This window comes from Oxalobacter vibrioformis (assembly GCF_027118995.1).
Taxonomy (GTDB): Bacteria; Pseudomonadota; Gammaproteobacteria; order Burkholderiales; family Burkholderiaceae_D; genus Oxalobacter; species Oxalobacter vibrioformis.
This window is the reverse complement of record NZ_CP098242.1, coordinates 1,089,832-1,116,506: the sequence shown is the minus strand read 5'-3', so window position 1 is coordinate 1,116,506 and position 26,675 is coordinate 1,089,832. Positions and strand designations below refer to the sequence as shown.

At 53.1% G+C, this 26,675-nt stretch carries 25 protein-coding genes and 1 other RNA gene; 10 read left to right on the top strand and 16 right to left on the bottom strand.

Features of this window, described 5'->3' with window-relative positions:
* Window positions 1-231 precede the first annotated feature (231 nt).
* Window positions 232-407, top strand: a non-coding RNA gene (gene ssrS, locus NB640_RS05555) — 6S RNA.
* A 54-nt stretch (window positions 408-461) separates the two neighbouring features.
* On the opposite strand, the gene NB640_RS05550 is transcribed toward ssrS, so the two are convergent.
* The 10 genes from NB640_RS05550 to NB640_RS05505 form a co-directional block, all read right to left on the bottom strand.
* Window positions 462-1,391: a 2-hydroxyacid dehydrogenase gene (locus NB640_RS05550; RefSeq protein ID WP_269310400.1), complete on the bottom strand. Its 930-nt coding sequence runs from the start codon at window positions 1,389-1,391 to the stop codon at window positions 462-464.
* The gene (gene bioB, locus NB640_RS05545; protein ID WP_269310208.1) at window positions 1,372-2,442 is read right to left on the bottom strand and encodes a biotin synthase BioB; all 1,071 of its coding nucleotides are present in this window, start codon (window positions 2,440-2,442) and stop codon (window positions 1,372-1,374) included. Before bioB ends, NB640_RS05550 begins: the two co-directional genes overlap by 20 nt.
* Window positions 2,443-2,480: 38 nt before the next feature.
* Complete coding sequence (gene bioD / locus NB640_RS05540; protein WP_269310207.1) at window positions 2,481-3,167, bottom strand: dethiobiotin synthase; 687 nt, start codon at window positions 3,165-3,167, stop codon at window positions 2,481-2,483.
* On the bottom strand, window positions 3,164-4,513 hold the full coding sequence (locus NB640_RS05535) for an adenosylmethionine--8-amino-7-oxononanoate transaminase (protein WP_269310206.1): 1,350 nt from the start codon (window positions 4,511-4,513) through the stop codon (window positions 3,164-3,166). The genes bioD and NB640_RS05535 overlap by 4 nt, the downstream gene beginning before the upstream one ends.
* Before the next feature lie 7 nt (window positions 4,514-4,520).
* Entirely contained in the window at window positions 4,521-4,913 is a 393-nt protein-coding gene (locus NB640_RS05530) for a YchJ family protein (RefSeq protein ID WP_269310205.1), read from the bottom strand.
* Between the two features lie 30 nt (window positions 4,914-4,943).
* Complete coding sequence (locus NB640_RS05525; protein WP_269310204.1) at window positions 4,944-6,212, bottom strand: D-amino acid dehydrogenase; 1,269 nt, start codon at window positions 6,210-6,212, stop codon at window positions 4,944-4,946.
* Between the two features lie 61 nt (window positions 6,213-6,273).
* Window positions 6,274-6,756: a hypothetical protein gene (locus NB640_RS05520; protein ID WP_269310203.1), complete on the bottom strand. Its 483-nt coding sequence runs from the start codon at window positions 6,754-6,756 to the stop codon at window positions 6,274-6,276.
* Entirely contained in the window at window positions 6,753-7,178 is a 426-nt protein-coding gene (locus NB640_RS05515; RefSeq protein WP_269310202.1) for a DNA polymerase III subunit chi, read from the bottom strand. The genes NB640_RS05520 and NB640_RS05515 overlap by 4 nt, the downstream gene beginning before the upstream one ends.
* A gap of 150 nt (window positions 7,179-7,328) precedes the next feature.
* A complete protein-coding gene (locus tag NB640_RS05510) occupies window positions 7,329-9,395 on the bottom strand; it encodes a M3 family metallopeptidase (RefSeq protein WP_269310201.1) in 2,067 nt (688 codons plus the stop codon).
* Between the two features lie 88 nt (window positions 9,396-9,483).
* Complete coding sequence (locus tag NB640_RS05505; protein WP_269310200.1) at window positions 9,484-10,356, bottom strand: bifunctional methylenetetrahydrofolate dehydrogenase/methenyltetrahydrofolate cyclohydrolase; 873 nt, start codon at window positions 10,354-10,356, stop codon at window positions 9,484-9,486.
* Between the two features lie 351 nt (window positions 10,357-10,707).
* On the opposite strand from NB640_RS05505, the gene aceE reads away from it, so the two are divergent.
* The 3 genes from aceE to lpdA all read left to right on the top strand — a co-directional run bounded on the left by aceE (window position 10,708) and on the right by lpdA (window position 16,267).
* Entirely contained in the window at window positions 10,708-13,404 is a 2,697-nt protein-coding gene (gene aceE, locus NB640_RS05500) for a pyruvate dehydrogenase (acetyl-transferring), homodimeric type (protein WP_269310199.1), read from the top strand.
* 66 nt (window positions 13,405-13,470) lie between these two features.
* Entirely contained in the window at window positions 13,471-14,763 is a 1,293-nt protein-coding gene (locus tag NB640_RS05495) for a dihydrolipoyllysine-residue acetyltransferase (protein WP_269310198.1), read from the top strand.
* Between the two features lie 58 nt (window positions 14,764-14,821).
* Window positions 14,822-16,267, top strand: coding sequence for a dihydrolipoyl dehydrogenase (lpdA, locus tag NB640_RS05490; protein ID WP_269310197.1), 1,446 nt, complete (start codon window positions 14,822-14,824; stop codon window positions 16,265-16,267).
* A 16-nt stretch (window positions 16,268-16,283) separates the two neighbouring features.
* Here the strand turns inward: lpdA and NB640_RS05485 are convergent, their stop codons facing one another.
* Both NB640_RS05485 and cspE read right to left on the bottom strand, forming a co-directional pair.
* Window positions 16,284-16,994: a pseudouridine synthase gene (locus NB640_RS05485; RefSeq protein WP_269310196.1), complete on the bottom strand. Its 711-nt coding sequence runs from the start codon at window positions 16,992-16,994 to the stop codon at window positions 16,284-16,286.
* Between the two features lie 120 nt (window positions 16,995-17,114).
* Complete coding sequence (cspE, locus tag NB640_RS05480) at window positions 17,115-17,318, bottom strand: transcription antiterminator/RNA stability regulator CspE (protein WP_269310195.1); 204 nt, start codon at window positions 17,316-17,318, stop codon at window positions 17,115-17,117.
* A gap of 346 nt (window positions 17,319-17,664) precedes the next feature.
* On the opposite strand from cspE, the gene clpS reads away from it, so the two are divergent.
* Both clpS and clpA read left to right on the top strand, forming a co-directional pair.
* Window positions 17,665-17,973 (top strand): ATP-dependent Clp protease adapter ClpS, encoded by a 309-nt coding sequence (clpS, locus tag NB640_RS05475; protein WP_269310194.1) that lies wholly within the window; start codon window positions 17,665-17,667, stop codon window positions 17,971-17,973.
* Window positions 17,970-20,279, top strand: coding sequence for an ATP-dependent Clp protease ATP-binding subunit ClpA (clpA, locus tag NB640_RS05470; protein ID WP_269310193.1), 2,310 nt, complete (start codon window positions 17,970-17,972; stop codon window positions 20,277-20,279). Before clpS ends, clpA begins: the two co-directional genes overlap by 4 nt.
* A gap of 41 nt (window positions 20,280-20,320) precedes the next feature.
* Here the strand turns inward: clpA and NB640_RS05465 are convergent, their stop codons facing one another.
* Window positions 20,321-21,526 carry a 4Fe-4S binding protein gene (locus NB640_RS05465; RefSeq protein WP_269310192.1) on the bottom strand — a complete coding sequence of 402 codons (1,206 nt, stop codon included), beginning with the start codon at window positions 21,524-21,526 and terminating at the stop codon, window positions 20,321-20,323.
* Between NB640_RS05465 and NB640_RS05460 the strand changes: the two genes are divergently transcribed.
* Both NB640_RS05460 and NB640_RS05455 read left to right on the top strand, forming a co-directional pair.
* Window positions 21,525-21,755, top strand: coding sequence for a hypothetical protein (locus NB640_RS05460; RefSeq protein ID WP_269310191.1), 231 nt, complete (start codon window positions 21,525-21,527; stop codon window positions 21,753-21,755). The two genes, NB640_RS05465 and NB640_RS05460, sit on opposite strands and share 2 nt — an antisense overlap.
* A gap of 24 nt (window positions 21,756-21,779) precedes the next feature.
* Window positions 21,780-22,613: an aldo/keto reductase gene (locus NB640_RS05455; protein WP_269310190.1), complete on the top strand. Its 834-nt coding sequence runs from the start codon at window positions 21,780-21,782 to the stop codon at window positions 22,611-22,613.
* A 28-nt stretch (window positions 22,614-22,641) separates the two neighbouring features.
* On the opposite strand, the gene NB640_RS05450 is transcribed toward NB640_RS05455, so the two are convergent.
* The 3 genes from NB640_RS05450 to def form a co-directional block, all read right to left on the bottom strand.
* Window positions 22,642-23,136 carry an SRPBCC family protein gene (locus NB640_RS05450; protein WP_269310189.1) on the bottom strand — a complete coding sequence of 165 codons (495 nt, stop codon included), beginning with the start codon at window positions 23,134-23,136 and terminating at the stop codon, window positions 22,642-22,644.
* Window positions 23,137-23,232: 96 nt separating this feature from the next.
* Window positions 23,233-24,189 carry a methionyl-tRNA formyltransferase gene (fmt, locus tag NB640_RS05445; RefSeq protein WP_269310188.1) on the bottom strand — a complete coding sequence of 319 codons (957 nt, stop codon included), beginning with the start codon at window positions 24,187-24,189 and terminating at the stop codon, window positions 23,233-23,235.
* The gene (gene def, locus NB640_RS05440) at window positions 24,186-24,725 is read right to left on the bottom strand and encodes a peptide deformylase (RefSeq protein WP_269310187.1); all 540 of its coding nucleotides are present in this window, start codon (window positions 24,723-24,725) and stop codon (window positions 24,186-24,188) included. The genes fmt and def overlap by 4 nt, the downstream gene beginning before the upstream one ends.
* A gap of 212 nt (window positions 24,726-24,937) precedes the next feature.
* Between def and dprA the strand changes: the two genes are divergently transcribed.
* On the top strand, window positions 24,938-26,065 hold the full coding sequence (dprA, locus tag NB640_RS05435; RefSeq protein WP_269310186.1) for a DNA-processing protein DprA: 1,128 nt from the start codon (window positions 24,938-24,940) through the stop codon (window positions 26,063-26,065).
* 86 nt (window positions 26,066-26,151) lie between these two features.
* Window positions 26,152-26,625: a DUF494 family protein gene (locus NB640_RS05430; RefSeq protein ID WP_269310185.1), complete on the top strand. Its 474-nt coding sequence runs from the start codon at window positions 26,152-26,154 to the stop codon at window positions 26,623-26,625.
* Window positions 26,626-26,675 lie beyond the last annotated feature (50 nt).

The window sequence follows — 26,675 nt, the reverse complement described above, 5'->3', positions numbered from 1 at the left end:
CGGCTTTTCGCAAACGGAAAATTAATGAGGCCTGACCCTGAGACTTTGTGAGCGAATTGCTGCGTTACGCGGTGCTCGCCACCTTCGCCTGTCTTAAGATATGTCCTGGTTGCCGCGCTCCGTTTGCCTTGCCCTTCATCTCCCAAAATCAGTTAATCAGCGTTTCCTTAAAACAGCGCAATATTCCATCAAAAAACAGGTTGACACACACAGAGAATCAGGTAGACTGAAGATTCCCTGCGGTGTTTGCGATTGTCATTAGTCTTTGAACCATTCATCAGCATCGGTTGCGGAACTTGTTCGATGGGCGTGCGCGTCGCTAGTTCGATGAACCCGAAATCGGCTTACCGTGACCACCTTGAACCTCAGGTTCAAGATGCGGACATAGCGGCACAGGCGGGGAAAAGTTTGAAACGGCTGGATGTTATCATGCAGCCGTTTTTTTGTTTGCCTGATGCAGCTCAGTAGCCGCGCTTTCTGTCCACTATCCCGCTTGTTATTCCGTTTTGTTCCAATGCCCTCAGCTTTTGCGTCACCTGGGCAATGGTTTCATCACGAAGCGTCTTTGCGGCAATATGGGGTGTGATGGTGATTCGCCCGTCCTGCCAGAAAGGATGGGATGGCGGCAGCGGTTCGGTAACCGTAACGTCCAGTGTGGCCGCACGGATTTGCCCGGAATCCAACGCATCCATCAGGTCGGATTCAATGAGATGGGCGCCGCGCCCGGCGTTGATGAGAAATGCGCCCGGTTTCAGGCGCGAAAAGCAGCGTCTGTTCAATATGCCGGTGGTCTCTGGTGTCAGGGGCAAAAGGCAGACCAGTACACTGGTCCTATTCAGAAAAGCATCCAGTTCACCATTGCCAGAAAAACTGGCGACACCATCAATCTGTCTGGGGGTTCTGCTCCAGCCCCTGACCGGGAAGCCGAAGTGCAAAAGCGCTTTGGCAACCCGTTTGCCCATCACCCCAAGTCCCAGGATACCGATGGTAAAGCCAGCCTTGTCAGCCGATTCAAGCGGATGCCATTCGTGCCTGCTGGCGAAAGTGTCATATTCGTCAAAATGGCGGAAGTAGCGCAAAACAGCATGAGTGACATATTCGGCCATCTGGACAGCCATGCCGGCATCTTCCAGCCGTATGATCGGCACGTTTTCAGGCAGAACATGTTGCCTGTCCAAAATCGCATCCACGCCTGCGGCAAGATTAAAAACGGCCTTGAGCCCGGTACGGCCTGATAGCATGTCCCGGGGCGGCTTCCAGACCAGTGCATAATCTGCCGGTGCGTTGTCACCAGCTTTCCATTCGCGGATATCCGCTTCAGGCAGAGCTGCTTCCAGACGAGGCAGCCAGAGATCAGGATTTTCTCCTGCGTTATAGTATAGAATGCGCATGATGGTGGTCATGCTCGTGGTCATGGTCTTTGAGACCCGGCATGCGTGCCTTGACCTCGGTAACCTGCTTGGTTTTCAGACCCAGCTTGTCAAGGAGCACCCGGTCATCTTCTGCCTCGGAATTTTCCGTTGTCAGCAGTTTATCGCCATAAAAGATCGAATTGGCCCCCGCTAAAAAGCACAGCGCCTGGACCGTATCCCCCAGTTCGCGCCTGCCGGCCGACATGCGCACACGCGCCTGCGGCATGACGATGCGTGCAACGGCAATGGTGCGGACAAATTCGAGGGGATCCAGTGCTTCCACGCCATAAAGGGGTGTGCCTTCAATCGCAACCAGATGATTGATGGGAACCGATTCAGGATAAGGGTTCAGATTGGCGAGCTGGGAAATCAGCTCTGCCCGCTGACGGCGCGATTCTCCCATGCCGATGATGCCGCCGCAGCAGACTTTCAGGCCGGCTTTTCTCACTCGTCCGAGCGTGTCGAGGCGGTCCTGGTAGTTATGCGTGGAAATGATAGTGCCGTAATGAGTTGGCGAAGTGTCCAGATTATGGTTGTAATAGTCCAGCCCGGCTTCTTTCAGGCGTTTTGCCTGGTCATCCTGGAGCATACCCAGGGTGGCGCAGGTCTCCAGACCGAGTCCCTTGACTGCGCGCACCATTTCTTCATATTTTTCCATGTCACGGTCGTTCGGCGAACGGCCCGAAGCCCCCATGCAGAAACGGGTGGCGCCATTGGCCCTGGCTTCTCTTGCGGCATCAAGAACCGTATCCAAAGACAGCATTTTGCTCGCTTTGACATCGGTGTCGTGGTGGGATGACTGTGAGCAGTATCCGCAATCTTCCGTGCATCCCCCGGTTTTCAGCGAGATCAGTGTTGCCAGTTCAATGTCTTTTTCTGGAAAGCTGGTCCGGTGGATTTCCTGTGCGCGAAAGAGCAATTCATTGAACGGCAGTTCAAAAAGGGCAAGCACTTCTTCTGTCGGCCAGGTTGCGGTTGCGGCAAGCGTGGCCGGTGCCGGTTTCTTGTGAAAAATAACAGGTTGTGACATGTGTTGATGTCCTTAAATGTCAGATAATGATTGTGTGGTTACTGACTTTTCAGCGTTGAAAAGTCAAAATACTTCGCTGCTTCAACAATGGAAGCATTTTTGATATAGGGAATCGCAGCCAGCCGCGGTGCCGGAATATGCTGTTCCAGTGATGCGATGTTTTCCGCATCATACAGCATCATCGGGTCAATGTGGTTGGCGACCCAGCCTGTCAGGGGAAGTCCCCGTGACAGAATGGCTTCTGCCGACAGGAGTGCGTGGTTCAGGCACCCCAGCCGCAGCCCGACAACCAGTATCACGGGCAGCCCGAATTGTACCGCAAGATCGGCCGCTGTGTAGCTTTCCGAAAGCGGGACCTTGAATCCGCCAATACCTTCGATAATGACGGAAGGGGCCATTTCCCGGATCTGGTCGTAACTGTCACTGATTCGCGGCCATTGAATAACCGTATTTTCCAGGGAGGCCGCAATGTTCGGTGATATGGCGGTTTTCAGCAGGTAAGGGGTCACAAGCGCGGGAGGCAGCATGATGCTGGATGCACTGATGATGGCATCGGTATCCTCGTTATGCCACTGGCGGTTTTGCAGGGTGACGCCGGCGGCCACCGGTTTCATGCCGGCAACCGTCATTCCCTGCTGAGAGAGGCCATGAATGATGGCACAGGTCACCAGTGTTTTGCCGACACCGGTATCTGTCCCGGTAACAAAGCAGGAAAACTGTTTCATGGGGGTAAAACCTTTTCAAGCGTGGCCAGCGTTCCTGCTGACAGGTATGCCATTTCTTCTTCATCCAGAATGTAAGGTGGCATCAGGTAAATAGTATTGCCGATCGGGCGCAGCAGTATTTCATGGTCAAGCGCTGCCGTGAAAATTTTTCCGGGGAACGTCATGAGTTGTTCCGGTTGGGGCAGGGTGACATCAAATGCCCATATCATGCCGCAGTGCCGGAAATGACGGATTCGCTCATGATTGGCCAAGGGGGCGAGTTTTTCCGTCAGTGTTTGCGCGCGTGCCTGATTTTTTTCCAACACCGCATCATCCCTGAAAATATCCAGCGTGGCAAGTGCCGCGCGGCAGGCCAGCGGGTTGCCGGTGTAGGAGTGGGAGTGCAGAAATCCCCTGGCAAATTCCTCGCTGTAAAAAAGCCGGTAAATGGCATTCGTTGTCATCACAAGGGACAGCGGCAGGTATCCGCCGCTGATGCCTTTTGACAGGGTAAGGAAATCCGGCCATATGCCGGCCTGTTCACAGGCAAAGAAGGTCCCGGTACGCCCGCAGCCCACCGCTATTTCATCGGCGATCAGGTGAACCTGGTAGCGGTCGCACAATTCCCGTGCCTTTTTGAGGTAAAGCGGGTCATACATGGCAAATCCCGCGGCACACTGAATCAGTGGTTCGACAATCAGCGCGGCAATTTTTCCTGCTCTTTCTTCAAATAGTTTTTCCAGTGCACTGGCTGCTGAAACAGCCACATCTTCAGCGCTCTCTCCCTGTTGTGCCTTTCTGGCATCGGGCGAGGGCACGATATGCACATTGCGCAAAAGCGGGGCGTAAGCATCCCGAAAAAGCGTCACATCGGTAACGGATAATGCGCCGAGCGTTTCGCCGTGATAACTTTTTTCCAGGCAGACAAATTCCTGTTTTTCCGGCAAGCCCAGGTTGCGCCAGGCATGAAAACTCATTTTCAGCGCAATTTCCACAGCGGATGCACCATCTGAGGCATAAAAGCAATGGCCGAGTTTTCCGCCTGTCATGGCCGACAGGCGCTCCGACAGCTCGACAACCGGTTCGTGGGTAAAACCGGCGAGCATGGCGTGCTCCAGCTTTTCCATCTGGTCTCTCAGTGCGGCATTGATGCGCGGATTAGCGTGACCGAAAAGGTTGGTCCACCATGAACTGATGGCATCCAGAAAGCGGCGGCCATCCTGATCAAAGAGCCAGGCGCCTTTGCCACTGGCGAGTGCAACCAGCGGAAACTGCTCATGATGCTGCATCTGTGTACAGGGGTGCCATACACTTTGCAGGCTGCGTGAAACGATTTGGGATGAAAGGGAGTTTTCTGATACGGTCATAAAGGTGTTACTCGTTGAATGTTCCATCCAGATAATACCATTTCCCCCCTTCCCGTAAAAACCGGCTGGTTTCGTGCAGTTTCCGGGCGCGCCCGTTCACCTTGTAATGGGCGATGAATTCAACCAGCCCGTCGTCACCCTCTTCCTCGTGGCGGATGATGTGCAGGCGAATCCACTTTATGGAGGGGTCAGCCGCTAAAGCGCCTTCAGGCATGGCGTTTGGATACCAGGTATGCCGGAGATACCGGCTATCCTGCCGGGTATAGGCGGTGTACCGGGAGCACATCAGTTCCAGCGGGGTCCGGGGCGCTTCCTGGCCGGAAAGGAAGCGGTTGCAACACCGGTCAAAGACCTGTCCGCTTCCGCAAGGGCAATCATTTTTTTTACCGGTTTTTGTCATTCCTGTTTGCCGATGTTACCAGGGGGCACATTACATACCGGTGAATTTGAAGTTAACTTCCGGCTGCCGCCCGGAAATAATATCCGCAATCACGCGGCCCGAGCCACACCCCATTGTCCATCCGAGTGTGCCGTGGCCGGTATTTAAGAAAAGGTTGCCGTATTTGGTTTTGCCGATATACGGGATATTGGAAGGGGTCATGGGTCTTAAGCCGCTCCAGTAATGCGGCTGGCTGTAGTCGCACCCTTCCGGGAACAGTTCCCGGGTACGCTTGGTCAGCGCTTCGCATCTGGCCATATTGAGCTCGCGCCCGTAACCATTCATTTCGGCGGTGCCTCCCACACGGAAGCGGTCGCCCAGCCTGGCAAAAACCAGCTTGTATTCCGCATCAATCAGGGAAACAGACGGTACTGCATCGGAGTTGATAATGGGATAGGTCGCCGAATAGCCTTTGGCAGGATAAATCATCAGATCGATGCCAAGTGGTTTGAGAAAGGGCGCTGAGAAACTGCCCATGGAAACCACAAAAGCATCGGCTTTCAGGACTTCGTATTCGCCGTTGCTGTTGATGGTTTCGATACCAACGATGCGGGCGGTTGCGCCAGCGCCTTCAGTCAACAGGCGAATGGCGGTGGTATTGAAGCGGAATTCCACGCCCCTTTCAGCCGCTTTTTCGGCCAGGCCAATGGTAAATGCGCGGGCATCACCATGTTCGTCACCCGGCGTGTAATCGCCGCCAACCAGTTTGTCCTTGATGGATGCCAGTGCCGGTTCAATGCGGACAACCTCTTCGGGGTCAATCGAATTACGCGGGCATCCCAGTGAGGTCATCAGTTCCGCTCCCGGTTTGGATGCGTCGAATTCATCCTTGTCAGTGTAAAAGTGCATGATGCCGCGGGACAGGTGATCATACTCAATGTTCACTTCCGCCCGGAGAGCCCGTAGCGTGCGCAGGCTGAAGTCTGCCAGTGACACGCACTGGCGGATGTTATAGGCTGTTTTGCCGCGCGTGCATTGCCTCAAGAAACGCAGGCCCCACTGCCATTGCAGTTTTTCAGCCCGAAAACGGTAAAGCAGGGGTGCGTCGGCTTTACCCAGCCATTTCAGGATTTTTTTCGGAGCCGAAGGATTGGCCCAGGGTTCAGAATGGGAAACCGATATCTGGCAGCCGTTGGCAAAGGTGGTTTCCTGGGCGGGGCCGGGTTGCCGGTCAATCACGGTAACCTCATGACCTTCCTGCCGGATAAACCAGGCTGACGCGGTGCCGACAATTCCTGAACCCAATACAATGACTTTCACTGGTCCCCCGTTGATGTAATAAATCCGTTATCCGGCATGTTAACTATTTCAGGCCGCATGGTCACGTTTCAGACGAAGTCGCGTTGTTTTCCAGCTGTTCCCGCTTGTTTTTCATCTGCTGCAGTTCTGCCGAGATGGCATGGGTCACAATAACTTCCAGTGTCTTTTGCATGTCATGCTTGATTTCATCGGCAAGCAGGGTGACTACCTGTCCCAGTACCGATGAAACATGTTGTGAAAGATTGTCATCCAGCACAAAGTCCAGCCGTTCGATCACCTGCTTGCGAATGCGCCCTGTCAACCGTTCTTCAAGTTCATTCCATGGCAGCTTGTCTAGCGATGCCTCCGCCGGCACAGACGGTTTAACGGGAGCCGGTGACTTGACCGGAACCGGGGTGCGCTTTTTTTCCGGCGAATGCAGGATGTCGGTCAGAACAGGAATGCCGGGATTTTTAGCGAGTTCATTCATCTTCGCCGCCTTGAACTTGTCCGTCAGGACAGGTGGTGAGTTGGTGGCGAAGGCGACCCGTTTGTTCCCTCTCATCGGGTAGCCTCATGATGCAGGATATAGCCACGCTGGCGGTAGTGGGCGTAACGCTCGCGGCCGGCAGCCGTATCTGCCTCGTCTGTCGAGACGAGTTCAAGCAGCCGTTCAAAGCGGGCAAAGCAGGAAGGAATGGTGTCTGACAGATTGACAAGGACCTGATGGTGCGGCAACTCAATGGAGTCGTTGTCAGTCAGGATAACCGGTGCGCGAAATGCCCTGGGATCATTGGCCAAAGCATGCGGCAGGAAGTCCTGGTCTGAAAAGGTCCACAGGGCTTCATCCAGCCGGGCCAGTTGTGTGCGATCGCGGACAAACAGTACGATACCTGGCGTTGACGACACGGAAAGCGCCTTTCGTACCCAGCGGCAGGTATAGCTGATTTTGTCTGCGATGTCAGTACGAAACTCGATTTTTGTCATTTCGGCTACCGGCTAAAAACGGATGATATCCAGGGAAACACTGCTTAAATGGCTTTGTGAGCGAATTGCTGCGCTCCGTGCACTTCATCTCCCAAAATCATTTAATCAGCGTTTCACCAGTTTAGCGGAAAAATCCGGATGGTTACAGATTTATCGTGCGGAATTTATCAGTCCATTGTGCCTTAACAGTGCATCAATCGAGGGTTTTCTTCCGCGAAAAGCCTCAAAGGATTCCATTGCGCCACGAGAGCCGCCAACCGACAGAATTTCTTCCAGCAGCCGGCTGCCCATCGCAGGAGAAATCATGTTGGTGCCATCAGACTGGGCTTCTTCAAAGGCGCTGTATACGTCTGCCGAGAGAACCTCTGCCCATTTATAGCTGTAGTAGCCGGCAGCATATCCCCCCGCAAAGATGTGGTTGAAGGAGTGCAGGAAGCGATTGAATTCCGGCGGGAGAACCACCGCAAAGCGCGCCCTGATTTCATCCAGCACCTCCTGGACGGTTTTTTTGCCATCGGGATCAAAATCATAATGGAGGTGCATGTCAGCCAGGGAAAATTCAATTTGCCTCAGCATCTGCAGGCCGGACTGGAAGTTTTTGGCCGCGGTCATTTTGTCAAAGAGATCCCGCGGCAGGGGTTGGCCGGTTGTTTCGTGGGCCGTCATGTGGGACAGCACATCCCACTCCCAGCAGAAATTTTCCATGAACTGGGAGGGGAGTTCCACCGCATCCCATTCCACGCCGGCAATACCCGAAACGCTCAGTTCTTCCATTTTTGTCAGCAGGTGATGCAGCCCGTGGCCGAATTCGTGGAAAAGCGTGATGACTTCGCTGTGTGTAAAGCAGGCGGGCTGGATTTTGCCATCCTTTTCCGCCGGTTCGGTAAAGTTGCAGGTGAGGTAGGTCACCGGGGTCTGGATGCCGGCTTTTGTCCTGCGCCGGCTGATGGCGTCATCCATCCAGGCGCCGCCGCGTTTGCCTGGGCGGGCATAAAGGTCCAGGTAAAACTGGCCGATCAGCCGGCCATCTTTCTCCACCCGGAAAAATTTGACATCCTTGTGCCAGACGGGGGCGGTATCGGGCAGAACGGTTACGCCGAAAAGCGTCTGTATCAGCTTGAATAATCCTTCAGTCACACGCGGCTCAGGAAAGTATTGCTTGACCTCCTGCTCGGAAAAGGCATAGCGTTTTTCCCGCAGTTTTTCCGATACATAAGCCATGTCCCATGCCGATACATCGTCGATGCCAAGCGTTTCCTGTGCAAAGGTGCGCAATGCTTCCATATCCTGCGTTGCAAAGGGTTTTGCCTGTACGGCGAGATCTTCCAGGAAAGCGATGACTTCATGCGGGCTTTGTGCCATTTTGGGCACCAGGGAGACTTCGGCGTAATTGCCATAGCCCAGCAGCGTGGCTTCTTCACGGCGCAATCGCAAAAGTTCCAGAATATTGTCCGAATTGTTCCATTCCGGGTTGACGCCCAGTTCGGAAGCACGCGTCACGTACGCACGGTAAAGCGTTTCCCGCAGTTCCCGGTTGTTCGCAAACTGCATGATCGGGTAATAGGAAGGGAAGTGCAGGGTGAACTTGTAGCCGGTTTTTCCCTCCCGCTGTGCTGCGGAAGCCGCCGCGTGCATGGCGTCCTCAGGCAGGCCGGACAGCGTCTTCTCATCTTCAATATAAAGGGAAAAATCATTGGTGGCATCGAGCACGTTTTCTGAAAAACGGGTGGAAATAGCCGCCATTTTTTCCTGGATTTCAGCAAAACGCGGTTTTTTGTCTTCCGGCAGTTCTGCGCCGCCCAGGCGGAAATCGCGCAGGGCATTCTCAATGATTTTTTTACGTGCCGGCGAGAGTTTTTCAAAACCGGCGCTCTCACGGAGCTGGCGGTATTTATCAAAAATGGCCAGATTCTGGGAAAGCGATGTCCAGAATTCCGTAATTTTCGGGAGGTTTTCATTGTAAGCGGCACGCAGTGCGGGCGTATCCACAACCGCATTCATGTGGCGGACGATTCCCCACGAGCGGCTGAGCGCTTCTGTGGCATCTTCGAGTGGAACGATAAAATGATCCCAGTCAATGCCGGTTTCCGGTTTTTCCTGCTCAACAACGACAGCACGGCATCTGGCCAGCAGTTCATCCATCGCGGGTGTGATGTGTTCCGGTGTGATGGCATCAAACTGCGGAAGGCCGTCAAAAACAAGTAATGGATTGGGCATAAGACGCTTTCGGAAAAACAATTCGGTTGAAAAGCAAAGGTGCGCAAACAGCGCACCTTTATTGTAGCGGTATGTCCGGACATTGGACTTATTTTTCCGCCTGAAGTTTTTCCTGCAGTTTTTTTTCTGCTGCTTCAATGGTATTGACCAGCAACATGGTGATGGTCATGGGACCGACACCGCCAGGAACCGGGGAGATGTAACCGGCGACTTCTTTGACATTAGGAAAATCCACATCGCTCCAGAGTTTGCCGTTTTCGTCACGTTCAACCCCTACGTCAATCACAACTGCGCCCGGTTTGATCATGTCGGCCTTGATGATATTACGCTGCCCGGTTGCAGCAATGAGAATATCCGCCAGGCGGGTGTGGTAGGCAAGGTCACGGGTTTTGGAGTTGCAGATCGTGATAGTTGCGCCAGCTTGCAGGAGCATCATGGCCATCGGCTTGCCGACGATATTGGATGCGCCGACGATAACGGCGTGGGCGCCTGTAATCGGATAGTCGATGGATTCGAGCATCTTCATCACACCATAAGGTGTGCAGGGCCTGATTTGCGGGCGGCCGGTCATCAGAAGGCCTGCGTTGATGACATTGAAGCAGTCCACGTCTTTTTCCGGTTTGATTGCCGCAATCACCTTGTGCGTATCGATATGTGGCGGAAGCGGCAACTGGACCAGGATGCCGTGGATGGCCGGATCTTCATTCAAGGCCTGAATGCGCTCCAGAAGTGCCGTTTCACTGAAATCGGCATCATATCTTTCCAGTACGGAATGAATACCCATTGCCTTTGAGGCTTTTTCCTTGTTCATCACGTAAACCATTGATGCCGCGCTGTCACCCACGAGGATGACGGCAAGCCCTGGTGTTACGCCCTGTTCAGTCAGTTTTGCCGCACGCGCAGCGATATCGACACGAAGATCCTGCGCCAGCAGGTTTCCATTAATTATTTCGGCAGTCATGTTGTTTGGTAAAAAAAGCTGTTAAAAACGAAATACAGGATTATATTTCCTGTTGAGATTAATCTGCTGATCCTGATTGAATAACCAGGATCAGCATAAATAAAAACCGCTATTTTCTCACAGATTGGGAATTGGGAAAAAAGTTGTTTGCCAGAAATAAAAATAAGGCAGAGCCAGAAACGCTATAATCATTTTTAATAGTTGTTTGCCAGAAATAAAAATAAAGCAGAGCCAGAAACGCTATAATCATCTTTAATGACAGGGTGTTAGGGTGACTGAAAAAAGATACGGTCATTTTCATGGAATGACTCTGGGATGTTTCCGTTCCAGAATACGTTTTGAGAGGTTACTATGCCGAATCCATTGAACCCCATTTCCGCCGGAACCGTTGAGGATACGGATGAACAGGAAACAGCCGAATGGCTTGATTCACTTGTTTCCGTCATCAGAAATGAAGGTCCCGAACGTGCCCGTTTTCTTATGGAGCGACTTGCCGATCTGGGGCGCAGCGAAGGTATAGCATTGCCCTTTTCCACTACGACGGCTTATATCAATACTATACCACCCCATCTGGAAGCACCTTCCCCCGGCAATATGGAGCTGGAGTCACGCTTGAGGGCATTGATGCGATGGAATGCCATGGCAATGGTCGTCAGGGCAAACAAGGGCAATGACGGGCTGGGCGGTCATATCGCTTCGTATACTTCTGTTGCCACCATGTTTGAGACGGGATTCCATCATTTCTGGCATGCGCCCACTGCCGATCATGAAGGGGATCTGGTTTATTTTCAGGGGCACTCATCACCGGGCGTGTACGCGCGGGCTTTTCTGGAAGGACGCTTGAGCGAGGAACAACTGGCCAATTTCCGCCGGGAAGTAGGGGGGAACGGCCTTTCATCCTATCCACATCCCAAGCTGATGCATGATTTCTGGCAGTTCCCGACGGTTTCGATGGGGCTTGGGCCCATGACGGCGCTGTACCAGGCGCGTTTCATGAAATATCTGCAGGCGCGGGGTATTACCGATACAACCGATCGCAAGGTTTGGGTGTTTTGCGGTGACGGCGAGATGGATGAGCCGGAATCCATGGGGGCCATCGGCATGGCATCACGGGAAAATCTGGATAACCTGATCATGGTGGTCAATTGCAACCTGCAGCGCCTGGATGGCCCTGTCAGGGGAAATGGCAAGATTATCCAGGAGCTTGAGTCGGATTTTCGCGGTGCGGGGTGGAATGTGATCAAGGTGATCTGGGGTTCGGACTGGGATGCGCTTTTGGAGCAGGACCATGACAACGCGCTCAAAGCGATCATGATGAGTACAGTAGACGGGGAATACCAGAATTACACGGTACAGGACGGGGTATATGCCCGGGAGCATTTCTTTGGCAAGGACCCGCGCACGCTTGATATGGTAGCCAATTTGTCCAATGACGAGATCTATCGTCTTTCCCGTGGCGGCCATGATCCGAGAAAGGTGTATGCAGCGTTCAAGGCGGCTTCTGACCACAAGGGGCAGCCAACCGTTATTCTCTGCAAAACCGTCAAAGGGTATGGCATGGGGGATGCTGCGGAAGGACTTAACATCGCCCACCAGGTCAAGAAACTGGATGACTATATTGTCCGTATGCTGCGTGATCGTGCCGGGGTGCCCATTCCGGATGAAGCGCTTTACGAGGTGCCATTTTACAAGCCGGCTGATGATGCGCCCGAAATGGTTTACCTGAAAGAAAAGCGTAAGGCGCTGGGCGGTTTTTTACCGCAGCGGCGGAGAAAAGCGGATGAATTGTTGCCTGTTCCACCCCTTTCGGCTTTCCAGCCGGTGCTGGAACCTTCTGCGGCTGGCAGGGAAACTTCCAGTACCCAGGCATATGTCCGCATGATCAACCTGCTGTTGCGGGACACGGCGCTGGGCAACCGTATTGTGCCGATCATGGTGGATGAGTCCCGCACCTTTGGCATGGAAGGGCTTTTCCGGCAGATTGGCATTTTCAGCCAGCAGGGGCAGCTGTATGAGCCGGTGGATATCGACCAGGTCATGTACTACCGTGAGGACAAGAGCGGACAGATTCTTCAGGAAGGCATCAGTGAGGCAGGGGGAACGAGTTCATGGATTGCGGCAGCAACCGCCTATTCCACACACAATCGCATCATGATCCCGTTTTATACCTTTTATTCCATGTTCGGTTTCCAGCGCACCGGTGATCTGATCTGGGCCGCAGCCGATTCGATGGCGCGCGGATTTTTGATGGGCGGCACTGCCGGCAGGACGACATTAAACGGGGAAGGGTTGCAGCATGAAGATGGACAAAGCCATGTCATGGCCGCCACCATTCCTTCCTGCCGACCATATGATCCCACCTTTGCCCATGAAGTGGCAGTGATTATCCATGATGGTTTAAAACGCATGGTTCAGCAGCAGGAAGACGTGTTTTATTACATCACGATCATGAATGAGTCCTATCCGCAGCCGGGCTTGAAGCCTGGGCAGGAGGAAGGCATTCTCAAAGGGATGTATCTCTTTGAGGCAGGGGAAAAGGAGACCAGGCACCGGGTGCAGCTTCTGGGTTCAGGTGCGATCCTGCGTGAGGCGCTGGCGGCAGCCGAACTCCTGAAAAATGACTGGAATATCGCAGCGGATGTCTGGTCTGTCCCGTCGTTTACGATGGCCGCGCGGGACGGGCAGGAGGCTGAGCACTGGAACCTGGCGCATCCGGATGAGGAACAGCGTATCCCTTATGTCACACAGTGCCTTGGCGAGACAGCAGGGCCGATCATCGCATCGACAGATTATGTGCGGGCCTTTGCCGAGCAGATTCGTGCCTATATTCCCCCGGATCGCCGTTATACCGTATTGGGAACAGACGGGTTCGGACGCTCCGACACCCGGGCCAATTTGCGTCATTTCTTTGAGGTGGATCGTTATTACATCACGTTGTCGGCATTACAATCCCTTGCGAGAGAGGGGGCGATTTCCGGCTCGACCGTTGCGGCGGCTATCCGGAAATATGCGATTAATGTGAACAAGCCCAATCCGGTATACGAGTAAGTGCACCACAATGGGATATCGGGAAAATTACAACACCAGGCGATGCCTGACTGAAGGGACTGTGTTATGAGTCTGGAAGAAATCAGGGTGCCGGATATCGGCGACTTCAAGGCGGTGGATGTTATTGAAGTCATGGTCAGCGTGGGTGACCGGATCAGGCGTGACCAGTCACTCGTTACGGTCGAATCAGACAAGGCCAGTATGGAAATTCCTTCTCCCCGTGATGGGGTTGTCAGGGAACTGAAGGTCAGTTTGGGAGACAAGGTATCAGAAGGGGCACTGCTCCTGATAATGGAAGTGGATGAGGCATTGGTGCCGGAAAAAGAAGAAAGCCCTGCTGCCCCTTCTGCTGAAAAAATTGAACCGCCGGCAGAAGCGTCACCTCCGCCTGCCTCATTACCTGATCTCTCGACAGAACCTGTGCCAGAACCGGTGAGCGCCTCAGGCGGCGTCGCACATGCCTCTCCTTCTGTCAGGAAGTTTGCGCGTGAATTGGGGGTGGATCTTTCCCGTGTGCGGGGAAGCGGTCCGAAGGCACGCATTCTGCGGGAAGATGTACTGGCTTTTGTCAAATCTTCCCTTGCCGGGGGTGCTTCGCCCGGCGGCGGTTTGGCGGGTTATGCTGATTTTCCGGTATGGCCATCGCTCGATTTCAGTGCATTCGGCCCGACAGAAAAACTCCCCCTGTCGCGGATCAAGCAGATCAGCGGCCCCAATTTGCATCGCAATCTGCTGATGATCCCGCATGTGACACAGTACGAAGATGCGGATGTGACGGAACTGGAAAGCTTCAGGCAATCAGAGAATAAACGGCTTGAGGCAGAGGGTGTCAGGTTGACCATGCTGTCGTTTGTGATAAAGGCTTGTGTGACGGCGCTGAAAAAATATCCCCAGTTCAATGCCGCACTGGATGAAAGGAAAGAAAGCCTGATCCTGAAACGGTACTACAACGTAGGGTTTGCTGCGGATACCCCCCAGGGTCTGATGGTGCCCGTTGTTAAAAATGTGGATCAGAAAGGTATTGCGGAAATCGCCAGGGAGGTGGCGTCACTGGCGGAAAAGGCCAGGCAGGGCCGGCTTGGCCCATCCGGGATGCAGGGCGCCAGTTTTACGATTACTTCCCTGGGCGGGATCGGCGGCACGTATTTTACGCCCTTCATCAATGCGCCGGAGGTGGCCATTATCGGATTGTCACGCATGAGCATGAAGCCCGTATGGGACGGGAGTGAATTTGTTCCGCGTTTGATCCTGCCACTGTCTCTTGCCTACGACCATCGGGCAATCGATGGGGCGGATGGGGCGCGCTTTGCTTCTTATCTGGCAGCGTTGCTTGCCGACATGAAAAAAACCTTGCTCTGACGCCTGTGCGGAATTAGCAGATACTTTTTTCCTATCAGGCAGAATCGAAAGGACGCAGATGAGCCAAAATGAAATCAGTCGGATAGACGGAGAGTGTGACACCCTGGTGCTGGGTGCGGGACCGGGAGGATATACTGCGGCATTCAGGGCCGCGGATCTGGGGCAGAAGGTCATACTGGTTGAGCGCTACGCCGCTTTGGGCGGTGTTTGCCTGAATGTCGGCTGTATTCCCTCAAAAGCGTTTCTTCATGCCGCCAGGGTGATTACCGAAGCCGATGAAATGGCCGGTTTTGGCATCCGGATGGGAAAACCGGTCATTGAAGCGGAAAACCTGCGGACCTGGAAAAACCATGTCGTCAAAAAACTGACTGATGGCCTTGCCTCGCTGGCACGGGCTCGGCAGGTACAGGTGGTGCAGGGCACGGGTTCATTTACCTCACCCCATACGATGACCATACAGACAGCAGAAGGGGAAAAGCGCATCCGCTTCGTTCATGCCATTATTGCTGCCGGCTCTTCTGCGACCCGGATTCCCGGGTTCCCCTACGATCATCCGGCACTGATGGATTCAACCGGTGCGCTGGACCTGCAAAATATTCCGGAAAAGATGCTGGTGATTGGCGGCGGGATCATCGGGCTGGAAATGGCATGTGCCTATGATGCTTTCGGTACCCGGATAACGGTTGTTGAAGCCGCGCCACAGCTGGTCGCATCGGCTGATGCTGATGTGGTTCGTATCCTCCATAACCGCATCAGCCAGCGGTATGAAGCCATTTACCTTAACACCCGCGTAACAGCGCTTGAGCCCAAAGGCGATTTACTGCAGGCAAGGCTGGAAGGTGAGGGGGCGCCAGCAGAACCGCAGAAATTTGACAAGGTACTGGTCGCGGTTGGCAGGCGGCCAAACGGCAGGGCCATAGGCGCGGAAAATGCCGGTGTCCGTATTGATGAGGCAGGCTTTATTCCGGTCGACAGCGAGCAGCGAACCAATATTCCCCATATTTTTGCGATTGGTGACATATGCGGGGAGCCAATGCTTGCGCATAAGGCCAGTGCACAGGGTAAGGTGGCTGCGGAAGTCATTGCCGGAGAAAAAACGGCTTTTGATGTGCAGACGATTCCTTCCGTTGCCTATACAGACCCTGAAATTGCCTGGATGGGCCTGACAGAGATCGAGGCGCAATCAAGGGGGATTCCTTATGAAAAATCCGTTTTCCCCTGGTCAGCTTCCGGGCGGGCGCTGACCATGGCGCGGGATGATGGCCTGACCAAGCTGATCTGGGACCCGGATACCAAAAAGATCATGGGAGGGGCCATTGCCGGCATGAATGCAGGAGAATTGCTGGCTGAATTGGTGCTTGCGCTGGAGATGGGGGCTGACCTGGAAGATATGGCGTTGACCGTTCATGCGCATCCGACGCTTTCCGAGACCGTCATGCTGGCGGCTGAAGCGGGGCTGGGCAGCATTACGGACCTGTATCTGCCCAGGAAACGAAGCCATTAGGGCGTATTAATACGCCTTAGGCTGGCACATAGCCCAAAAGGGAAAGCTCATCGGCTTCAATCCAGCGCCAGTTGCCCTGTGGCAGGCTTTCGTCCAGCACCAAACTGCCAATGGCGCTACGGTGGAGTTTTTCAACGCGATTTCCTGCTGCTGCCACCATTCTCTTGACCTGATGGTACTTCCCCTCCGCAATTGACAGGCTTAGCCGATGCGAGTCAAGTGGCGTACAGGAGAGTGCGGCAACAGGTGATTTTTCACCATGCAGCAAAACACCGGCACAAAGCGCTTCGAACAGTTCCGGTTGCAGGGCATGCCGTACCCGGGCTTCATAGATTTTTGATACCATTTTTTTTGGCGAAATCATCGCATGGATGAATGCGCCATCATCAGAGAAAAAAAGCAGTCCTGTTGTATCCTGGTCCAGCCGTCCGGCACATTGCACCCCCCGCTGTATCAATTGTTCGGGAAGCAGGGAAAAAACACTGGGATGATGCTGTGGTTGGTGTGAGCATTCAAATCCTGGCGGTTTGTGCATGGCGATATAAACGCGTTCACGGTAACGCCAGCGTTGCTTATCCACTTCAAAAAACAGGTTGTCCGTATCGATGTTTGCCTGCGGATCAGTGCAGCGTTTGCCCGCTACGGATACCCGTCCCTCGCTGATCAGTGTACGGCAGGTTTTCCGGCTGCCAAAGCCCTGGCTTTGAAGGAGTTTTTCGAGTGTCATGGTAAAAAGCGCAAAACGGGATAACGGATTAAAATAAAAGTATATCTGCTTCGGATGTTACGTATTTTGCAGGCGAAAAAAAACCCCACAGCTGTGAGGTTTTTATAGAGCCTGAAATAATCAGGCAGCCTGAATGTTTGAGGCTTGCTTGCCTTTCGGGCCCTGGGTTACCTCAAACTGAACCCGCTGTCCTTCTTTAAGAGTTTTGAATCCGTTCATGTTAATTGCGGAAAAGTGTGCAAACAAATCTTCTCCCCCATCTTCCGGTGTAATAAAGCCAAAACCTTTAGCATCGTTAAACCACTTGACTGTTCCTGTTGCCATAATAAAAGGGTCATCCTATAAAAATACTTTTGTACTCGCCAGACTAATTGAAAAACGTGATACATTTTTCCCAAGTCAGCCCTTTTGATATCATACAATTTACTACGAACCGGGCAATTGCAGTTACCAATAGGGCATTTTTGACAGAAAGAAACACAAAGTCAAGTATTTTCCCCAAAAAATCCGCGATTATTGACAAATGTTAAGCCCGTCATGAGTGTGCTGATGTGTAAATAAGACTGTTTCCGACGGGAAACAAGCAAAAAAAAGAAAAATCGCGTAATATCAATAGTGCGCTTTGCGTTCGCGCACAGGCTGAAAAGCGGTAAAGTTTACACTTAATAAAATGGGAACACAGCAGGAAAACGGCGTATTACTGGAGCAGGAGACGTTGCTTGCCAAACCGCCACCGTTATACCAGGTGGTGCTCCTGAATGATGATTTTACCCCTATGGAGTTTGTCGTGATCATACTCCAGGAGTACTTTCATAAAGACCGTACCGCAGCAACCGAAATCATGCTGCAGGTACACCATGAAGGAAAAGGGACGTGTGGCGTCTTTCCCAAGGATATTGCCAGTACAAAAGTTGAGCTTGTATTGAGTCATGCCCGGAGTCACGGGCACCCACTGCAATGCGTAATGGAGGAAGTATGATTGCGCAAGAACTGGAAGTCAGCCTGCATATGGCCTTTGTCGAGGCCCGGCAGGCACGTTATGAATTTATTACGGTCGAGCATTTGCTTCTGGCGCTCCTGGATAATCCATCAGCGTCTGAAGTTCTGAAGGCATGCAATGCCAATCTGGATGATCTGCGCAAGATGCTGACCAACTTTATCGGAGACAACACACCGGTGGTGCCGGGTGTTGCCGAGGTTGATACACAGCCGACACTGGGTTTCCAGCGCGTGATCCAGCGCGCGATCATGCATGTACAATCTGCCTCCAATGGCAAAAAAGAGGTGAATGGCGCCAATGTGCTGGTGGCTATTTTCGGCGAAAAGGATTCGCATGCCGTTTACTACCTCCACCAGCAGGGGGTTACCCGCCTGGATGTGGTGAATTTTATTTCCCATGGTGTGAGAAAAGTGCCGCAGCCGGAATTGCCGAAAACATCTGAAAGCACAGAAGAGGCGGCAAGCGCTGAAACGCCGCAAAAAGAAACGGCACTTGATCAATATACGCAAAACCTGAACAAACAGGCAGTTTCCGGCAGAATCGATCCGCTTATCGGGCGTGAGGATGAGGTTGACCGGGTTATCCAGGTGCTCTGCCGCCGCAGAAAAAACAATCCGCTGCTTGTCGGTGAAGCCGGTGTCGGTAAAACCGCCATTGCGGAAGGCCTGGCATGGCGCATTACCCAGGGGGATGTGCCTGAAGTCCTGCAGGAAGCCGTGGTTTATGAACTGGATATGGGCGCCCTTTTAGCCGGTACTAAATACCGGGGGGACTTTGAGCAGCGACTCAAGGCGGTTCTCCAGCAGTTGAAGGATAATCCCAACTCGATTCTCTTTATTGACGAGATCCACACGATCATCGGCGCCGGGTCGGCATCCGGCGGTACGCTGGATGCGTCCAATCTGTTAAAGCCGGCATTGTCCAATGGGCAGATGAAATGTATCGGTGCGACGACCTTCAGTGAATTCCGCGGTGTCTTTGAAAAAGACCATGCACTGGCAAGGCGCTTCCAGAAAATCGATGTTAACGAACCGACCATTGAACAGACCGTGCAGATTCTTCGTGGCTTAAAGTCCCGCTTTGAGGACCATCACAATGTGCGTTATTCCGCTTCGGCACTGACAACAGCGGCTGAACTTGCCGCCCGTTTCATCAATGACCGGCATCTGCCGGACAAGGCGATTGATGTGATTGACGAAGCCGGTGCCGCCCAGCGTATTTTGCCGAAATCGAAGCAGAAGAAAACCATCGGCAAAGCCGAGATTGAGGAAATTATTTCCAAGATTGCACGCATTCCGCCGCAGACCGTCAATCAGGATGATCGAAGCAAGCTTCAGAACCTGGATCGTGACCTGAAAAATGTGGTATTCGGTCAGGATGATGCCATTGACGCCTTGGCCGCCAGTATCAAGATGGCGCGTGCCGGCCTGGGCAAGACGGATAAACCGATCGGCGCCTTCCTCTTTTCCGGCCCGACCGGCGTCGGTAAAACAGAGGTGGCAAAGCAGCTTGCGTTTGTCCTGGGCATCGACCTTGTTCGTTTTGATATGTCTGAATATATGGAGCGCCATGCCGTCAGCCGCATGATTGGCGCACCTCCCGGCTATGTGGGATTTGACCAGGGCGGGCTTCTGACAGAAGCCATCACCAAAAAGCTGCATGCGGTTTTGCTGCTGGATGAAATTGAAAAAGCCCATCCGGATATTTTCAGTGTGCTGCTCCAGGTGATGGATCATGGTAGTCTGACCGACAATAACGGTCGCAGGGCAGACTTCCGCAATACCATCATTATCATGACAACGAATGCCGGTGCGGAAAGCCTGCAGAAATCCAGCATGGGGTTCACCAACCAGAAACAGGCTGGTGATGAAATGGTGGATATCAAGCGGATGTTTACCCCGGAATTCCGTAACCGGCTTGATGCCATGATCAGCTTCAAGGCGCTGGATGAGGAAATCATCCTGCGGGTTGTCGACAAATTTCTCATCCAACTGGAAGAGCAACTGCATGAGAAAAAAGTCGAGGCTGTCTTCACGGACAAACTGAGGAAATATCTGGCGAAGAAAGGGTTCGATCCAATGATGGGCGCACGCCCCATGCTGCGCCTGATCCAGGACCTGATCCGTCGCGCGCTTGCGGATGAACTGCTGTTCGGACGGCTGGTTTCCGGTGGCACCGTGATTGTTGATCTGGACGATGATGAGCAGATCAAACTGGATTTCACCAGTGAGCCGAAATCTTCCGAGTCGCAACAGAACATAACCGATGTTGCGGAAATAGAATAGGCATTCCTGCATAAAAAAACCCGGCTTCGCGCCGGGTTTTTTTATGTCAGAAGTATCCCTGTCCAGGTGGCACCCAGCATACTGAGGGCAAGTGCGTAAGTTGTCAGGGCAATAAGATGACGGAACGTCTTCTTTTGAACAATCAGGCGGTACCCCAGCCAGAAGGAAAACAGAAAGGCACTGGCAAGCAACAGCAGTTGCAGCAGGAAAAAAACCTGCCCTGCCCAGTGGGCAGGTTCTATAAAGTCCGGAAACAGCCTGGAAAATCCCGTAAAGAGCCCGATGCCTGCCAGCGGCGTCAGCCCCAGCGAGAGTTGTTGCCATGAAACGGAAAAAGGGCGGGTTATTCGGTATGCCAGCCACATCAATCCCCATAAAACACCACCCAGCAAGATGCCACTGCCCGAAATGAGGCCTAGCGTGAGCAGCATGCTCGTGTCCGTCAGATTTCCAAACGCCTGCCTGGAAAAGGCCAGCGTTGCCGTACTGATGCCGATCATGCCGAAAAGCAGCGTTAACGCCTGCACGGTAGAGGTCTTGCTCGAGACCGCAGAAAGGATTTCATGATCCATTTTCCTTATTACCAGTTCTACGGCACCACGGTAACCGCTGCAACGTCCACAGGCATGACATGCGGACGCGCTCTGCATCTGTTTGATGTTGATAAGCGGAGCGCAGTTGATCCGTTCGACAGGACCCTGCCAGGCATCCCATTTTTCAGGATCAACACGAAAATAAAAAGGGGAAAGCCTGGCTAAAAAGGCAAGTATGGCATTGGATGGACACAGATACATGCACCACACCCGCCTGCCGTTTCCGAATAAAAATCCGGTCAGGAGGGCGAAAAAGGTAAGGGAACCCAGCACAATGACGATTGATCCATGATGACGGGTTGCGCCTGAAAGAAAAAGGACAAGGATATAAAAGATGAGCGTGATACCCGGCCATCCCGGCCAGCGTATCCATCGCGGGATTGAGCGTTTTTTCCCATGACGGCTGATGGCTTCTGTCAGTGCCCCTTCCGGACAGAAAATACCACACCAGATACGGCCGAAGAGCATGGTGGAAAGCATGATCAGCGGCCAGCCGAACCCCCAGAAAACAAAAACGGAAAAGCGCTGAAGATCCGCCCAGAAAAAGGGGTTATCACCCGGCACGGGAAAAACAAGGGGAGCGAACAGTAAAAACAGATAGAGGCCAACCATGCCCCACTGGATGAGAGCAATTCGTCCGGGGTGCCGTTTCATGGCCAGTCCGAAACGTGTGATGAAAGGCACACGGCCGGTTATTGGCGGAACAGATGACGGTGCTTTTTGGTTCGCTGTGACGGATAAATCGGGTGATCCCATGCTTTTTTCGGAAAAATCCGCAACAGGTGATGGCTTTCGACACTGCTGCTTGTTGAAGTCTGATACCGGTGTAATAATAAATAAAAATCGGCCAGGCGGTTGTGAAAATAACCGTGGCAAACTTTAAACAGCGCTTTTCGGAAAGCATATTATGCATCAACATGAAATAACCCTGCCCAATGGTGTTGTCATGCCGACCCTTGGCCTGGGCACCTGGTTTATGGGCGAATCATCGATGGCGAGAAAAGAAGAGATCGAAGCCCTGTCCCATGGCATTGCGCTTGGCATGACACTGATTGATACGGCAGAAATGTATGCCAATGGCGGCGCCGAGGAGGTGGTTGCGGAAGCGATTGCCGGCAAACGCAGCGAAGTTTTCCTTGCCAGTAAGGTATTGCCGAGCAATGCCAGCCGGCAGGGCACCATTGCGGCATGCGAGCGCAGCCTGAAACGGCTGAAAACGGATCATCTTGATCTGTACCTGTTGCATTGGCGCGGAAGTTATCCCCTTGAAGAGACATTTGAGGCATTTCGCGAACTGGAAAAAGCCGGCAAGATCCGTGCTTTTGGCGTATCCAATTTTGATCTGGCAGATATGGAAGAGGCGGCCAGGGTGGATGAGGGACAAAACAGCGCCAACCAGGTGCTCTATAATCTGGCATCACGCGGAATCGAATGGGACTTGTTGCCATGGCAGCGGGAGAAAAATATTCCGGTCATGGCCTATTCGCCCCTGTACCAGACCCGCCTTTTGCGTAATCAGGAACTGCAGCGTTTGGCAACGGCGTTATCCATTACGCCGGCACAGCTGGCGCTTTCATGGCTTTTGCATCAGGGTGTGGTACCGATTCCCAAATCCTCCAATATTGCACGGATCGAAGGTAACCGGAAAGCATGGGATATTACTCTCAGTCCGGAAACCCTGGCGAAACTGGATGTCATCTTTCCGCCCCCGACACGCAAGATGCCGCTTGATATTCTTTAGGCCCAACTGACGGTGGACGGCGCTTTCATTATTCCGGCACATCATTTTCTTTTTCAGGGTCGCCAAGGCGCCCCTGTGATGCCATCTGGCGGATGATGCGGATCGTATCAATATCCGCCTCACGATAGGCTGAGCGCCTGAAATCGTTATAAAACGCTTCAGGCCCTTCTTCCGGGGACGTGTCCTCATAAGTGAAACGGACGAAAAGCCGGCCCGGTTGTGGTTCTTCAATGGCCATTTCAAGCGTGGAAGCCAGTATCTCGCCCTGCTCGGGGATAAAAAAATGGACATGGCTTTCGATCGTGTAATGCACATGATCATTGACAATCAGGTTGCCAAAATCCAGGCAGCGGGAAACGACATTTTCCGTACGTTCGACAATCGTGCAGGAATCCAGATGGGGGATGAAAAGCGTTGGTTCTTCTGCGCGCAGGACCAGTCCGCGCCACAACTGGGGACGGGTCAGCGGCTCAATTCGCGGGTCTTGGGGATCGTTTATTTCGACAAGATGTTCAAATTTCATAGCGTGAGCCAATAAAAATAAATCAGCTGGAAAATGGTCATACCGGTATGGGCAGGATTATGACGGGAGGCAGCCGTCTCTGTAAATGGCCGGCACTCAGGAGAAACGCCCGTTATCCAGCGAAAATCCCTTGATGAATTCGGATGCCGGCAGTCGTTTGCTTCCCGGTTTCTGTATTTCCGTGATGCGCAGGACCCCGCTGCCACAGGCCACCATGATGCCGTTCCCGATATCTGCGGCAATGATGCTGCCGGCGTGTTGCGGCGAGGTTTCCGGCAGTGCGTCGGCTTTCCATATTTTCAGGGACGTCTCCCCGAAAGTTGCCTGGGTGCCGGGAAAGGGATTGAAAGCGCGGATTTTATTGGCAATCGTTTCTGCGGGCAATGAAAAATCCAGTATTGCCTCATCCTTCATGAGCTTTGGCGCATAGCTTGCGAGGCTTTCTTCCTGGGGACGGCTGCGAAGTGCGCCTTTTCTTTTCAGCATTTTCAAGGCACAGCAGATGGTATTGCCGCCCAGGATAGCCAGTTTGTCATGCATGGAGGACGCGGTATCACCAGGAAGAATAGGCAGTTCTTCCTGCATCAGAATGGGACCGGTATCCAGACCCTCATCCATTTGCATGATCGTAATGCCGGTTTTTTTGTCACCTGCCTCAATGGCACGTTGTATGGGGGCCGCGCCCCGCCATCTTGGTAACAGGGAAGCGTGAATATTCAGGCAGCCAAAGGCCGGGATATGGAGAAATTCCGCCGGCAGGATAAGCCCATAGGCGACCACAACCATCACATCAGGCCTGGCCGCTTCAAGCAGGTGAATCGTTTCTCTGGCCGCTTCGGCGTGCGTGCCGTTCAATCGCAGGGAAAGCGGCTGCAAGACCGGAATGGCATTTTTCAAGGCCAGTTGCTTGACAGCGGATATCTGTAATTGCATCCCGCGGCCTGCCGGACGGTCCGGCTGGGTTAACACGAGAGGGACATCATGCCCGGCCTCAAGCAGCGACTCAAGTGCCATGGCGGCAAATTCAGGTGTGCCGGCAAACGCTACCCTCATCTTTTTTTCCCTGATTGACTGGTTTTTTCACGCTTTTTCTCGCGTTCTTCTTTCAGCATCCTGGTTTTGATGCGATTACGCTTCAGTTGGGAGAGATAATCAACAAACATGAAGCCTTTCAGATGGTCTATTTCGTGCTGAAGGCAGACAGCCATCAGCCCTTCAGCCTGAATATCGAAAAATTTACCGTTAACGTCCTGGGCACGGACGGTCACACGGGCCGGACGCTCCACTTCTTCATAAATGCCGGGAACAGACAGGCAGCCTTCATCATAGGGCGCTTTTTCCGCACTGGCAGTGACAATCTCCGGATTGATGAATACCTGAAGTGTATTACGATCCTCGGAAATATCAATCACGATAACCTGCCTGTGCACATCAACCTGCGGTGCGGCAAGGCCGATACCGGGGGCGTCATACATGGTTTGGGCCATGTCGGCAACGAGTGTTTTGAGTTGCTCGTCAAAAACCGTGACCGGTTCGGCAACCTTGTTCAGACGCGGGTCAGGATAACGCAGAATGGGTAAAAGAGACATACTTCCTGGTAAAGCCGTAGTCAGTAAAGCGCTTGCCCTATCGGGTAATTGTCGGCAGAATTAACGCAATAGTTGATGGGTCAGGCGGATTGCCAATGCGGTTTCTCTGTTTAAACGAGGGATGAGTGTAGCACAGCTGCTCTTTTTCTGCTTTGTTGCGCCTGATTCGGGCGGCTTTCGAAAAGCCGGTAATTCATACAGGACAGGATGGGATGCAGAAGACGAAATTATCAAGGGAAGAACTCGCTTCATGGATCCGCTTGCTGGGGACAGAGGGAATCGGTTCGGGTACCGCAAGAAACCTGTTGTCGGTTTTCGGTATGCCACAGGATGTTTTTTCGGCATCACTCAAGCATCTTGAGAGCGTGGTTCCCGGGAAAACGGCGCATCTGCTGCTGTTGCCGCCAACCGATGACATGCAGGCACAGATTGAAAAAACCGTCCGGTGGATGGGAGAACCGGGCAACCGGATCCTGACACTGGCTGATCCGGATTATCCGCCCGCCCTGCTGGAAATACCTGATCCGCCTGTCATGCTGTATGTGAAAGGCAGGATCGAACTCCTTTTCAAGCCGGCAATTGCCATTGTCGGCAGCCGTAATGCTTCCCGTCAGGGTTGTCGCGATGCGGAAAAGTTTGCCGAGACGCTTGGCCATGCCGGCTGGACCATTATTTCCGGCATGGCACTGGGTATCGATGCCGCAGCCCATGCCGGCGGTCTGGCTTCACCGGCATCAACCATTGCGGTCATTGGTACCGGCGCGGACATCATTTATCCTTCGCGAAACCAGGTGCTGGCGCGCCGGATAGCCCAGGAAGGCTGCATGATCAGTGAATATCCCCTGGGTATGGCGGCGCTGGCATCCAATTTCCCCAGACGGAACCGGATTATCAGCGGCCTGTCACGGGGTGTGCTGGTTGTTGAGGCAGCAGCCCGGTCCGGTTCATTGATTACGGCCCATGTTGCGGCTGAGCAGGGGCGGGATGTTTTTGCCATTCCGGGCTCCATTCATTCCCCGCTTTCGCGGGGGTGTCACCAGCTTATCCGGCAGGGCGCAAAGCTGGTTGAGACCGCACAGGATATCATGGAAGAATTGCCGCCACTGGATGCGCTGGTGGCTGATCTGGTCGAAAAAGCCGACAGGATGGATGAGGCGGAAATGGATGAGGACGCCGAACGTATCCTGTCAGCGCTGGGTTTTGATCCGGTGGATCCGGACCGCCTGTGCGAACGTCTGGAGATGGATATTGCAGTACTCAATGCCATTTTGCTTGAAATGGAAATGGATGGCTTAGTTGAACTGTTGCCGGGAGGGAGGTATCGTCGCCTTGCAAATTAAAAAATTTTGGGTAACAGGTTCCAAAAAGGTGCAGGACTGTGTTTCAATACGGGCATATTGATAAATTTTTTCTCAACTGGATAAACATGTTCGATGTCCTGGTCTGGCTTTACCAAACCTACAGCCAGTTTGATGCGTGCCCGGAGCAGCCCGAGCTGGCGCAGATGCTGAGTGCTGCCGGTTTTCGGGAAAACGAGATTTCCGAAGCGCTTGGCTGGCTGGATGCATTGGCCAGAACCGTTGGCGAATTCGACCAGTCAGGGGTGTGCCCGGATACCTTTCCATCCAGTATGCGAATCTATGCGGAACCGGAATTGCTGATCCTGGGGCCGGAAGCGATCGGTTTTATCCAGTATCTTGAACATGCCGGAATTATTGAGCCGCTGCAGCGCGAAATCATTGTGGAAAGCGCCATGACAGCTGAGGAATTGCCACTGCCGTTTGAGAAATTCAAGATACTGGTCCTGATGGTTTTGTGGAGTGAAGGACGAAATCCGACATTTCCTGAATCTGATATGATTTTTTTCAATAATGAAAAGCTGTTCCATTTGTCTCATTGAGACAGAGAAAATACATTGGCCTGTAACAGGCTGACATCCGATCAATCACA